General features: G+C 73.9%; 14 protein-coding genes. 5 read left to right on the top strand and 9 right to left on the bottom strand.

Going from position 1 to position 11747, the window contains the following annotated elements:
• Nucleotides 1-2: 2 nt before the first annotated feature.
• Both OG774_RS14230 and OG774_RS14225 read right to left on the bottom strand, forming a co-directional pair.
• Nucleotides 3-359, bottom strand: coding sequence for a UBP-type zinc finger domain-containing protein (locus OG774_RS14230; RefSeq protein WP_328310465.1), 357 nt, complete (start codon nt 357-359; stop codon nt 3-5).
• Nucleotides 356-712 carry a GNAT family N-acetyltransferase gene (locus tag OG774_RS14225; RefSeq protein WP_328310463.1) on the bottom strand — a complete coding sequence of 119 codons (357 nt, stop codon included), beginning with the start codon at nt 710-712 and terminating at the stop codon, nt 356-358. Before OG774_RS14225 ends, OG774_RS14230 begins: the two co-directional genes overlap by 4 nt.
• A gap of 191 nt (nt 713-903) precedes the next feature.
• Between OG774_RS14225 and OG774_RS14220 the strand changes: the two genes are divergently transcribed.
• Both OG774_RS14220 and OG774_RS14215 read left to right on the top strand, forming a co-directional pair.
• Nucleotides 904-2115, top strand: a complete 1212-nt coding sequence (locus OG774_RS14220; RefSeq protein WP_328310461.1) for a thiolase family protein — start codon at nt 904-906, stop codon at nt 2113-2115.
• A complete protein-coding gene (locus OG774_RS14215; protein ID WP_328310459.1) occupies nt 2112-2810 on the top strand; it encodes an SDR family oxidoreductase in 699 nt (232 codons plus the stop codon). Before OG774_RS14220 ends, OG774_RS14215 begins: the two co-directional genes overlap by 4 nt.
• Before the next feature lie 7 nt (nt 2811-2817).
• On the opposite strand, the gene OG774_RS14210 is transcribed toward OG774_RS14215, so the two are convergent.
• Nucleotides 2818-4116: a hemolysin family protein gene (locus OG774_RS14210; protein WP_328310457.1), complete on the bottom strand. Its 1299-nt coding sequence runs from the start codon at nt 4114-4116 to the stop codon at nt 2818-2820.
• 52 nt (nt 4117-4168) lie between these two features.
• Nucleotides 4169-4744: a TIGR03086 family metal-binding protein gene (locus tag OG774_RS14205; RefSeq protein WP_328310455.1), complete on the bottom strand. Its 576-nt coding sequence runs from the start codon at nt 4742-4744 to the stop codon at nt 4169-4171.
• 207 nt (nt 4745-4951) lie between these two features.
• Between OG774_RS14205 and OG774_RS14200 the strand changes: the two genes are divergently transcribed.
• Nucleotides 4952-5152, top strand: coding sequence for a hypothetical protein (locus OG774_RS14200; protein ID WP_274191171.1), 201 nt, complete (start codon nt 4952-4954; stop codon nt 5150-5152).
• Between the two features lies 1 nt (nt 5153).
• Here the strand turns inward: OG774_RS14200 and OG774_RS14195 are convergent, their stop codons facing one another.
• Genes OG774_RS14195 through OG774_RS14175 form a run of 5 tightly spaced genes read right to left on the bottom strand, consistent with a single transcriptional unit; the run spans nt 5154 to nt 9601 of the window.
• On the bottom strand, nt 5154-5702 hold the full coding sequence (locus OG774_RS14195; RefSeq protein ID WP_328310451.1) for a VOC family protein: 549 nt from the start codon (nt 5700-5702) through the stop codon (nt 5154-5156).
• Complete coding sequence (locus OG774_RS14190) at nt 5699-6709, bottom strand: LLM class flavin-dependent oxidoreductase (protein WP_328310449.1); 1011 nt, start codon at nt 6707-6709, stop codon at nt 5699-5701. Before OG774_RS14190 ends, OG774_RS14195 begins: the two co-directional genes overlap by 4 nt.
• Nucleotides 6706-7083 carry a nuclear transport factor 2 family protein gene (locus OG774_RS14185; protein ID WP_328310447.1) on the bottom strand — a complete coding sequence of 126 codons (378 nt, stop codon included), beginning with the start codon at nt 7081-7083 and terminating at the stop codon, nt 6706-6708. Before OG774_RS14185 ends, OG774_RS14190 begins: the two co-directional genes overlap by 4 nt.
• Nucleotides 7080-8210: an LLM class flavin-dependent oxidoreductase gene (locus tag OG774_RS14180; protein ID WP_328310445.1), complete on the bottom strand. Its 1131-nt coding sequence runs from the start codon at nt 8208-8210 to the stop codon at nt 7080-7082. Before OG774_RS14180 ends, OG774_RS14185 begins: the two co-directional genes overlap by 4 nt.
• Nucleotides 8210-9601, bottom strand: coding sequence for a phytoene desaturase family protein (locus OG774_RS14175; RefSeq protein WP_328310443.1), 1392 nt, complete (start codon nt 9599-9601; stop codon nt 8210-8212). The genes OG774_RS14180 and OG774_RS14175 overlap by 1 nt, the downstream gene beginning before the upstream one ends.
• An 80-nt stretch (nt 9602-9681) precedes the next feature.
• Here OG774_RS14175 and OG774_RS14170 point away from each other — a divergent pair, with 80 nt between their 5' ends.
• On the top strand, nt 9682-10560 hold the full coding sequence (locus OG774_RS14170) for an LLM class flavin-dependent oxidoreductase (RefSeq protein WP_328310441.1): 879 nt from the start codon (nt 9682-9684) through the stop codon (nt 10558-10560).
• 160 nt (nt 10561-10720) lie between these two features.
• Nucleotides 10721-11602: an endonuclease domain-containing protein gene (locus OG774_RS14165; RefSeq protein ID WP_328310439.1), complete on the top strand. Its 882-nt coding sequence runs from the start codon at nt 10721-10723 to the stop codon at nt 11600-11602.
• Nucleotides 11603-11747 lie beyond the last annotated feature (145 nt).

Here is an 11747-nt window from a genome sequence, read left to right as displayed (position 1 = left end):
GCTCAATGCAGTTGCCGCTGCCAGTCCCGCGGCACGCGGTCGGTCGGGCCCGGGGTGCCCTGGTCGGCGGGATGGTGCCGCGGGCCGGCGAGGACCGGGCCGTGGGACACCGTCCCGTCGCGGTCGTCGAAGAACCAGTCCTCGCCGGGCTCGAAGCTCGTGAGGATCGGGTGCCCGGCGTCGCGGGCGTGGTGGGTGGCGTGCTGTCCGGGCGAGGAGTCGCAGCAGCCGATGTGCCCGCAGGCGGCGCAGCGGCGCAGGTGGAACCACCACCCGCCCGTCGCGTCGCACTCCACGCAGCCCGTGCCGGAGGGCTGCGCGTGCGGGTCGATCTCGGGGCCGTTCTCGCCGTCGCTCACGACGCCTCCTCGGTCGGTGCGTCCAGGCCGAGCGAGCGCCGGTCGTCCGGCGGCACGTCGGCGAGGTACTCGCGGTGGGTGCGCAGCCAGCGCTGTGCGTAGGGACAGCGGGGGACGACGGCGACCCCCTCGGCGCGGGCGGCGTCGAAGACCGCCTGCACGAGGCGACCGGCCAGGCCGCGCCCGCCGTAGGCCTCGTCGACCTCGGTGTGGATCAGCACGATCGCGCCCGGGGTCTCGTGGCCCCGACGGCGGCGCACGGAGACGTGACCGGCCTCGACGCCGTCGACGCGCAGTACGAACTCCCCGCGGTCGGGGTCCTCGTCCACCCGGACGTCGCTCTCGTCGTCCATCGGTCTCCTCACGTGCGATCCGTCCCCCGATCCGCCCCCATCCTGCTCCTGCGGGCGACGGGACGCCCGTGACCCGCGGCACCCGGCGTTGACGGCGGTCACCACCCGGCGCAGGATCGGGACCGATCGGTCCGGGACCATGTGGTCCGATTCTTTCGGGTCCGTCACCGGTCCGACACCGAGGAGGAACCATGAGGGACGCGGTCATCGTCGACGCCGTGCGCACCCCGCTGGGCCGGGGCAAGCCCGACGGCGCCTACGCCGGGGTGCACCCGGTGGACCTGCACGCGCACGTGCTGCGGTCGCTCGTCGAGCGGACGGGGCTGGACCCCGCCGAGGTCGACGACGTCGTGGGCGGCGCGGTCGGGCAGGTCGGCGAGCAGAGCGGCAACACGACGCGGTTCGCGGCGCTGGCCGCGGGCTTCCCCGAGTCGGTGCCGGGGGTGACGGTCGACCGCCAGTGCGGCTCCAGCCAGCAGGCGTTGTCGTTCGCGGCTCAGGGCGTCGTCGCGGGCGGCTACGACATCGCGATCGCCTCGGGCGTCGAGTCGATGTCGCGCATCCCGATCGGCAGCCAGACGCGGGTGGACGGCGTCGGCCAGGACGTCGCGGGACCGTCGGTCGGCGCCCGCTACGCGCCGGGCCTCGTCCCGCAGGGCGTGAGCGCCGAGCTCATCGCGCGCCGCTGGGGCCTGTCGCGCCGGCAGCTCGACGAGTTCGCTCTCACGAGCCACCAGCGCGCGGCGAGCGCCTGGGCCGACGGGCGGTTCGCCGGCGAGGTCGCGCCGCTGAAGACCACGCGCGCCGACGGGTCGGTCGGTCAGCTCGAGACCGACGAGACGATCCGTCCGGGCACGACGGCCGAGGCGCTGGCGGCGCTGCGCACGCCGTTCGCCGACCCCCGCTGGACCGAGCGCTTCGGTGACATCGACTGGACGGTCACCGCCGGCAACGCGAGCCCGTACAACGACGGTGCCGCGGCCCTGCTCGTCACGACCTCCGAGATCGCCGCCGCCCACGGCTGGACGCCACGCGCCCGGGTGCACACCGCGACCGTCACCGGCGACGACCCGGTCCTCATGCTCACCGGCATCATCCCGGCGACGGCGAAGGTGCTCGCGCGCGCCGGCCTCGCGATCGGGGACATCGACGCCTTCGAGGTGAACGAGGCGTTCGCGTCGGTGGTCCTCGCCTGGCTCGCCGAGACCGGCGCCGACCCGCGGAAGGTCAACGTCCACGGCGGTGCGATCAGCATCGGCCATCCGCTGGGCGCGAGCGGCGCCCGGCTGGCCACCACCCTGCTCGGGGTGCTCGAGCAGACCGGCGGGCGCTACGGCCTCCAGACCATGTGCGAGGCCGGCGGCACCGCGAACGCCACGATCGTGGAGAGGATCGACCAGTGATCATTTCAGGAGCGAACGCCCTCGTGACCGGGGCCAACCGCGGGCTCGGCGCCGCGCTCGTCGAGGGACTGCTTGCGCGCGGCGCGGGCACCGTCTACGCCGCCGCGCGCGATCCCCGCACCGCCACGCACAAGGACCCGCGCGTCCTCCCGCTGCGCCTCGACGTCACCGACCTCGCGTCGATCCGGGCGGTCGCCGAGCGCGCCGACGACGTCGACCTGCTCGTCAACAACGCCGGCGTGAGCGGAGCCGGCTCGCTGCTCACCGCCGATCCCGAGCGTGCCCGCGCCGAGATGGAGACCAACTACTGGGGCCCGGTCGCGATGCTGCGGGCGTTCGCCCCGGTGCTCGCCGCGCGCGGCGGGGGCGCGACCGTCTCGGTGCTGTCCGCGCTCTCGTGGGCGGCGATGCCCGGCGCCGGGGCCTACTCGGCGACCAAGGCGGCGGCGTGGTCGTTCACCAACACCGCCCGCGCCGAGCTGCGCGACCAGGGCACGCTGGTGGTCGGCGTGCACCTCGGCTTCATGGACACCGACATGGTCGCCCACCTCGACGTCCCGAAGGTCGCCGCCGTCGACGTCGCCGACCGGATCCTCGACGCGGTGGCCGCGGGCGAGGAGGAGGTGCTCGCCGACGGTCCGGCCCGCGCGCTCAAGGAGGCCCTCGCCGGCCCGCCGAAGGGGCTGGAGATCTAGAGCAGGTCTAGGGCTCGGCGGTCGCGTCGCTCACCAGCGGGGTGATGCGCACCCGCTCCACGCGGTGGCCGTCGACGGTCACCACCGCGAACCGGTGGCCGAGCGCCTCGACGACGTCGCCGACCTCGGGCGTGCGTCCCAGCCGGTGCAGGACGAACCCGCCGAGGGTGTCGTAGGGCCCGTCGGGCAGTTCGAGACCGGTCTGCTCGGTGACGTCGCTGCGGTGCAGCAGGCCGTCGACGTCGTAGGCGCCCTCGTGGCGGGGGCGCACCGGCACCGCGGGGTCGTACTCGTCCTGGATCTCGCCGACGATCTCCTCGACGAGGTCCTCGACCGTGACGATCCCGTCGGTGCCGCCGTACTCGTCGATCACCACCGCGAGGTGCCCGCCCCCGCGGCGCAGCAGGGTCAGGGTGTCGAGCACCGGCTTCCCGCCGGGCACCACCGTCACGGGGCGGGCGAGGTCGCGCAGCACGGGCGGCGTGCCGTCCGGGCGCGGGCGGGCCGTGAGCAGGTCGCGGACGTGCACGAACCCGATGACGTCGTCGACCGACTCGCCGGTGACGGGGTAGCGGGAGTGCGGGCGGTCGCTGACGTGGTCGACGGCATCGGCGGCGGTGTCGTCGGCGGAGAGGAAGTCGACCTCCGTGCGCGGCACCATGACCTCGCTGATCACGCGGTCGGTCACCGCGAAGGCGTCCGAGAGCAGGCGGCGCTCGGCGTCGGTGAGCGTGCTCGTGGTGCGCACCATGTCGCGCAGCTCGTCCTGGCTGACCTCGTCGCCGGGGTCCTTAGGGTCGACCCCGAGCACACGGACGACCGCGTTGGTCGAGCGCGAGAGCAGCCAGATCAGCGGCCGGGTCAGGGTCGCCAGCCGGTCGAGCAGCGGCGCCGCGACCAGCGCCACCCGCTCGGGCTGCTGCAGGGCCAGGCGCTTGGGCACCAGCTCGCCGGCCACCAGCGACAGGTACGACACGAGCGCGGTGACGACGAGCAGCGCGGCGGTCGCCGCGAGCGCCACCGGCAGGCCCCAGCCCGCGAGCACCGGCTCGAGCCGGGTCGCGATCGTCGCGCCGCCGTAGCTCGAGGCGAAGAAACCGGTGAACGTCACGCCGATCTGGACCGCGGACAGGAACCGGTTCGAGTCGCCGCGCAGCTTCGCGACGGCCCGGCCGCGCCCGCCCCGCTCGCCCAGCGCGCTCACCTGGCCCGGGCGCAGCGCCACCAGTGCGATCTCGGCCGCGGCGAAGAACCCGCCCACGAGCACGAACACCAGCACCAGCGCGATGTTCAGCGCGACGTCCACCCCGTGATCCTGACAGCCGGGAGGTACCGGACCTGTCGGGACCGGGGTGCTCCTACGGGGTGCGGCCCGTGACGGCGACGATCCGGTCGAGCCTCCCGGCGTCGACGCGGGGGGTGACGGGGTCGCCCCACAGCTCGGGGAGCGGCGCGCCCGGCACGAACACGAGGACGTGGTCGAGGCACGCCCGCAGGGTCTCGTCGGGCAGCTCGGGGGCGGGACGGTCGAGGGCGCGGGCGAGATCCCAGGCGTGCACGACGAGCTCGGTGAGCCCGATGAGCGCCCAGGTCGGACGCGGGAGCTCCGGCCCGTCGGGTGCGCCGGCCGTGCCCTCCCACGCGGCGGGATCGCGCCACGCGTCGGCCATCGCCCCGATCCTGGTCGCGAGCGCCTCCCGGCGCCCGACCTCCCACCGCCCGGCCTCCCAGGGGCCGGTCCCCGGGGCGGGGTCGTCGTCCCCGCGGGCCAGCGCGGCGAACCCGCCGGCGACAACGTCGAGATGGTCGAGCAGGTCGGCGACCGCCCAGCCGGCGCAGGGGGTCGGTGCGCGCAGCCCGTCGTCGTCCGTGGCCGTGACGAGGGCGGCCAGCGGCGCCGCGGCGGGGGCGAGGTCGATCGGTCGGGTGCTCATGGGGAGGGGACGGACGGCGCGGCCCCGAGTCATCGGTCGCGTCGTGCCGTCGTCCTCCTGGTCGGGCCCGCAGAGGTCCGAGCGCACCCCTCCGAATCGCGGGGAGGGGTCGACGGTCGGTGTGACGTGGGTAACCTCGGAGGTGCCGCCCGTCAGGGGCGGTGATGTCCCGACGACGGTGACGACCATGTCATCGGAGGTGGACCGATGTCCGACGACGCGCGACGCGAACCCACGGCTCCCCGCGAGCGGCACGACGACGACCAGCCCGTACGCCAGGGCAACGTGCACGGCATGGTCGAGGCGGCCCGGCTGTGGGCCCGCCAGCAGGGCCTGCCGGTGCCGACGAACGGACCGCTCCCGCACGAGGTGATGGCGCAGTACAAGCGCCGCCAGACCTGGGAGTAGGTCAGCTCGGGGCCTCCCGCAGCACCGCCCGTTCGTCGTCGGTGAAGACGACGCGACCGGCGAGCACGTCCTCGAGCGTGATGCCCTCGGCGGGCTCGTCCCACCGCAGCGTGGTGTCGGCGAGCTGGAGCAGGGTGCCGCAGCCCGAGCGGGGCCGCACGAAGGCCTCGCGCCAGGCGGGGTTGCGGACGTCCACGTCGACGACCTCGTAGCCGTGGCCCTCGAGGCGGGCCACGGCCACCTCGACGTCGGCGACGATCAGGGTGATGTGGTGGACGCCCGGGCCCCGCTTCTCGAGGAACCGGGCGACCGGGGCGTCGTCGCGCAGCGGCGAGATCAGCTCGATCTTCATCCCACCGGGCAGGACGAACTGCGCGACGCGGATGCCCTGGTGGTCGTTGTCGCCGCCGAACAGGAAGCGCCCGCCGAGGGTGTCGCCGAACAGGGCGGCGCCCTCGCGCGGGTCGGCGACGGCCACGGCGACGTGGTCCATCCGCAGGACGCCGGCGTCGGGCGGGAGGGCCGGCAGGGCAGGCGTCTCCGGGATCACGACCGCACCGCCGCGGCGTCGGCCACGCGGGCGATGGTCTGCGCCGGGCCTTCGGCGTCCCCCGGCACGGCGCCGGGGGTCAGGGCGATCGGCAGGTCGACCCCGGCCTCGCGCAGGGCGGCGACGCGCGCGGCGACGTCGTCGCCGGTGCCGAGCGCGCACATCGCGGCCACGGCGTCGTCGTCGACCGCCCGCAGGGCCGCTTCCCGGTCGCCGGCGGCCCACGCGTCGGCGGCGCGGTCGAGACCGGAGAGGCTCGCGCGGAACGACGGCCGGTGCGTGGGCACCATCGCGTACTGCAGCACGAAGCGGCGCATCCGCTCGCGCGCCTCCTCGACGCGGTCGCCCGCGTAGGCCCAGAAGGACGCGGCGATGCCGACCTCGTCGGGATCCCGGCCGGCCTCGCGCGCGCCCTCGCGGACCAGGGCGATCTTCGGGCCGTACTCGTCGGGCGGGGTCCAGGTCAGGAACGCGACGTCGGCGATCGCGCCGGCGAGGCGCAGCATCCGCGGGTTCATCGCGGCGAGCACGATCGGGACGTCGACGGGCCCGAGTCCCGCACGGAAGCCGTGCGAGCGCACGTGCTCGCCGTCGACGTCCGTGCGTTCGCCGCGGAAGATCGTGCGCATCGTGGCGACGTACTCCTCGATCCGGGCGCGAGGGGCGTCGAACCCCAGGCCGTGCCACTGCTCGACGATGATCGGACTCGAGGCGCCCAGCCCGGCGAGCACCCGGCCGGGGGCGAGCGAGGCGAGCGTCGTGAAGCCCATGGCGGTGAGCACGGCGGTGCGCTGGTAGACGCCGACGATCCCGCTGCCGAGCCGGATGCGGGACGTGGACGCGGCGATCATCCCGAGCATGGAGAACACCTCGGGCCCGGCCACCTCGCCGACGAGGACGTCGGAGTAGCCGTGCTCCTCGGCGAGGCGTGCGAGGTCGAGGTACTGGCCGGCGGTGAGGCCCTCGTCGACCGGCAGGGTGACGCCGAGCCCGCGCAGCACGGTCACGTGGCACGCACCATGCGGCCGACGGCGGCCGTGTCGTACCAGGTGGAGAGGCGTGCGATCCGCGTCCCGTCGTCGGTGAGGTCGAAGACGTCCACGGCGTCGAACTCCACGGGATCGCCCGCCGGGGTCCGGCCGCTGAAGTGGATCTCGACGAGGACGACGGTCCCGGCGACGACCACCCGGGTCGGTTCGTCGTGGTGCACGGGCAGCGCGGCGAGCACCCGCGGGAAGTGCGCGGCGATCTCGTCGCGCCCGGTCCGGGTGGGCGCCCCGACGCTCTGCAGCACGGCGTCGGGGGCGAAGACGTCGCGGATCGTCGCCCAGTCCTCGTCGTTGATCGCGGCGAAGTAGCGCTCGACCGCCGGCGGCGTCACGGCGCGAGCCTCTTGCGCAGCTCGGACATCGCGCCGAACGACCAGCGCGCCAGGCTCGGGTCGCCGAACGCGGTGATGTTCCACATGACGAGGTGGCGCAGGCCTTTCTCGACGTACTCCTCGACCTGCTCGGCGACCTCGTCCGGCGTCCCGCAGAACGCGTAGTGGCGCACCACGGCGGGCGGGATCGCGTCGATGATCCGCAGGGACTCGGCCCGGTCGATGGCCGTGGGGATGAAGTCGTGGAAGCCGGAGCCGTCCGGGTAGGGGCCCTCGACCCCGAGATCCCGGAACACCTGGGCGGGCAGCAGCACGCACAGCGCCCGGACGAGCGGGGCCTCGGTGAGCCGCTGCACGGTCTCGGCGTCGGGGCCCATGAGGACGTAGCCGAGCATCCCCGGGGTGATCGCGTCGGCGTCGCGGCCGGCTTCGTCGGCCGCCCCGCGGATCGTCGCCAGCGCGTCGCCGTACTCGGCGGGGCCGAGCTTGGTGGGCAGCCAGCCGTCCGCCTTGCGTCCGGTCAGGCGCAGCATCCGCGGGCCGTGGGCGGCGGTCCAGATCTCCGGGGGACTCTCGCCGTAGGGGCGCAGGCCGAGGACGGCCTTGTCGAGACGGTGGAAACGGCCCTCGAAGTCGACCGGGCCGTCGGCGTCCATGAGCAGGCGCATGACGTCGATGCCCTCGTCGAGGCGGGCGACGGGCTTGTCGAACGGCATCCCGTAGGGCGTCGCGTTGAGCTGCTCGCCGCTCCCGAGCCCGATGATCGCGCGGCCCTTCGTGACGTGGTCCAGCGTCAGCGCGGTCTGGGCGGCCATCGCGGGGTGGCGGCGGATGAGGTCCGTGACGCACACGCCGACCTTGATCCGCTCGGTCGCCGCCCCGACCACGCCCATCATCACCGCGGGGTCGAAGTAGACGTGGGGGTTGGGCTGGAGGTCCGCGAGCGGCGTGAGGTCCGGCGTCCACATGGTGTCGGGGTGCCAGCCCATGAGGTGGTCGGGCCACCACACGGCGTCGAAGCCCTCGTCCTCGCTGCGCTTCGCGAACTTCACCGCCGCCTCGGCCGGCGGCATGATCTGCCCGGGGACGCCGAGTTCGATCTTCTTTTGGGTTCCGAGCCGCGCCATCAGTAGCGCCACCCGTCGCCGAAGGTCGACAGGCGGCGGCCGAGGTACTCCTCGACGACGGTGACGGCGGCCCGCGCCGCGCGGTCGGTGCCGATGCCGCGGCTGCGGAAGGTCTCGCCGGCGAACCACAGGCCCTCGGTGCCCGGCGGGCGCCAGTGCGGCCGGTACATGCCCACGAGCCCGGGCTTCTGGATCACGCCGAAGCTCGGCTCGAAGACGAGGTGCCTGCGACGCCAGACGGACTTCGCGAACCCCGGCCACATCTCCGTGATGTCCGCCTCGAACTGCTCCATCTGCTGCCGCAGCCAGGCGCGGTCCCGGCCCTTCTCGCCGGGGAAGATCCCGCCCATGACGTGCAGCTGCGTGCCCTCCGGCGAGCAGGAGGGGTCCATCGCGGTCTGGTTGAACATGAAGCCGCTCAGCGCCGTGTTCGGCGTGCGCAGCCACGTGGAGAGCTCGCGCGGGTCGTACTGGTGGACGGGCTCCTCGGTGGCGAGGTAGAGCCCGAGCCAGGAGATGCGGAACTGGTCCTGCGCGAGGAACTTGATCTGGGCGGCGTACCAGTCGGGGAGGTCGCCCTCGTCGACGATGTTGAGCACGTGCCACACGGGCAGCGTGCAGATCACGTGGTCGGCTTCGAGGATCTCCTCCTCGAAGAACTCGTTGGGCAGCACGCGCGGCTGCCGGGCGATCGCGACGCCCTTGACCTGGCGGTCCTCGATGACGACGCGCTCGACGGGGGTGGAGAGCCGCAGGTCGCCGCCGGCGGCCCGGAAGGCGTCGGCGAGGTCGGCCCACATGCCGTCCCAGCCCTGGCCGGGCCAGCAGGAGTAGGCCGCGGTGCCCCGCTCGGCGAAGTGCATTTTGCGGACGAAGAGGTTGTCGCTGGCGGAGTGGTCCCACCAGTTGTCGGTCATGCACTCGAGGACGGTGATGAACTCGAAGAGGTCGACGACGCCCTGGTCGTCGGTGTGCTGGTGCAGCCATTGGCGCAGCGGCCGGTCGTCCCAGCGGTCGAGCTCGTCCCACTCTGTGTTCAGCAGCGCCTTGATGACCTTCTTGAGCTCGCCCTTGCTGCCCGAGTAGCGGTCCCGGATCGAGCCCCAGCGGTTGTTCTCGTGGTCCCACACGGGCATCTCGGCGGAGACCTCGCCGTGCTGCAGCGTCTTGCCGACGTGCTCGAAGACCTTCGTCAGCCCGGAGCCCGGGTCCTCGATGAGGTGGCCGCCGACGTTGACGGTGAACCCCTCGTCCGGCACCGCCATGCCACGCCCGCCCAGGTACGGCGAGCGCTCGAGCAGGCACACGCTCTTGCCCTCGACCGCGAGCAACGACGCCGCCGTCAGCCCCGCCGCACCGGCTCCGATGACCACGACGTCGTACTTCGCCACGAGGGGCCTCCCGTCTACCAAACGACCGTTCGAGAGCGTGGCAAGGGCGCAGGGTCGGGGTCAAGCGGCATGATGCCCCGGTGGCGACCACTCCCAAGTTCGGCTGGCTCTCCCCGGTGATCGGGAACAGGTGGAGCGACCACCGACCCATCGCCGCGGACCAGGACACCGCGATCCTCCCGACGGCCCTGCCGCACTTCGACTCGCTGTGGATCGCCGACCACTTCTGGGGCTTCGACCAGAAGTCCGACCCGTTCCTCGAGGCGTGGACGACGCTGACGTGGCTCGCGGCGCGCCACGAGGACGTCGAGCTCTGCCACCACGTGCTCGGCGTCGGCTACCGCCACCCGCCGCTGCTGGCGAAGATGGCGGCGACCCTGCAGTACCTCAGCGGCGGGCGCTTCGTGCTGGGCATCGGCGCCGGCTGGCGCGAGCCCGAGTACGAGGCCTACGGCTACGACTTCCCCCGGCCCGCGGTGCGCTTCGCGCAGCTGGAAGAGGCGATCACGATCTGCCGGCGGATGTGGACCGAGGTCGAGCCGTCCTTCGAGGGCCGGCACTACCGCATCGACGGCGCTGCGGCGCCGCCGCTGACCGACCCGCCGCCGCGGGTCTGCGTCGGCGCCGCCGGCGAGCAGATCGGGCTGCCCCTGGCCGGGCGGCTCGCCGACATGTGGAACGGCCCGTTCAAGGGGGAGACGGAGGACTTCGTCCGCCGCTACGACATCGTCCGGCGCGCGGCGGAGGGCGCCGGCCGCGACCCGGACGCGATCGAGGTGTCGGTGACGCTCGAGCGTGCCCTGCCCGAGAGCGACGAGGATTCCTCCCGGCTCGTGGAGGAGCTCGCCGCGAAGGTCGAGGTCGGCGTCGACCACTTCGTCATGGACTTCGGCAACCCGGCCTCCACCGAGCCCGTGCTGCGCTTCGCGGAGCAGGTGATCGCGCCGCTGCGGGGGTGATCGCGCGCCGGCGGGCCGCTCGCCCTCCTGCGCGTGATCACCAGCACCTCATCGCCTCTCGCATGGCCGGCGAGGTCGATGACGCGCCCGTGATCTTCGTTCTGGAGACTTGCGCCCGGCGCAGGGGAACCGTCGGGTCGCCGCGGCCCTCCAACCAGGCATGGACCTCTCGACACCCTTCCGCGGCAGCGCGGCCGTCCGAGCCGGGGTGACCACCTGGCGGCGGCTCGCCGGACCCACCTTCGACCGCCTGGGCTACGACACGTACGTCGCTGCCGGCACCGTGCTCGATCTCCGGGGACGTGCGACGGCGACGGCGCTCGCCGTGCCCGGCTCCGTGGTCGGCGGTCATGCGGCCGCCGACATCCTCGGCGCGGACTGCGCGCCGCGGAACGCGCTCGTCGAGCTCGTCGTGGGACGTCGCCGCGTGCGGCCCCGCGACGGCGTCCGACTCCGGCAGGACGTCCTCACCGAGGAGGAGGTCACGCTGTTCGACGGCGTCACGGTGACCTCGCCGCTGCGCACCATGTTCGACCTCGCGTGCACGCTCGACCACGACGAGGCCGTCGTCGCCGTCGATGCGCTCGCGCACCGGTACCGGCTCGATCCCGGGCAGCTGCTCGTCTACCCGGCCGCCCGGGACAACCCGCGCGGCGGCCGAAGGATCGCCGCCGTCGTCGCGGACGCCGACGCCCGGGCCGAGTCGCGGCCGGAGACCCTCGCCCGCCTCCTCATGCGCCGCGCGGGGCTGACCCCGACTCCGCAGCTCCGGGTGTACGACGCGTGGGGGGTCTTCGTCGGTCGCCTGGACTTCGCGTGGGAGGACTGCAAGCTCGGGGGCGAGTACCAGGGCGACCACCACCGCACCGACCGCGATCAGTGGCTCCGCGACGCCACTCGCACCGCCGACTTCGCGTCGTGCGGCTGGTCGATCCTCCCGATCACGTCGAACGACGTGTTCCGGAACCCGGGCGAGTTCGTCCGGCGCACCGGGGCTGCCGTCGACGCCCGCCGGCGCGAGCTCGCGGCGCGCTCACGTTGATCACGGGCGCGTCATCCACCCTCGCGTGGGGCACCGCGTGGACGAGGCGCTCGTGATCTCCTGAGCGTGGCGCGGGCGTCCGACCCGCTGGAGATCACGGGCGCGCTGTGCACGCTCGACCGCCGAACTGCGTGCATGAGGTGCC

Source organism: Actinomycetospora sp. NBC_00405, from assembly GCF_036044095.1.
Taxonomy (GTDB): domain Bacteria; phylum Actinomycetota; class Actinomycetes; order Mycobacteriales; family Pseudonocardiaceae; genus Actinomycetospora; species Actinomycetospora callitridis.
Note: the sequence above shows the minus strand (reverse complement) of the source record. Positions and strands in the feature narration are given on the sequence as shown.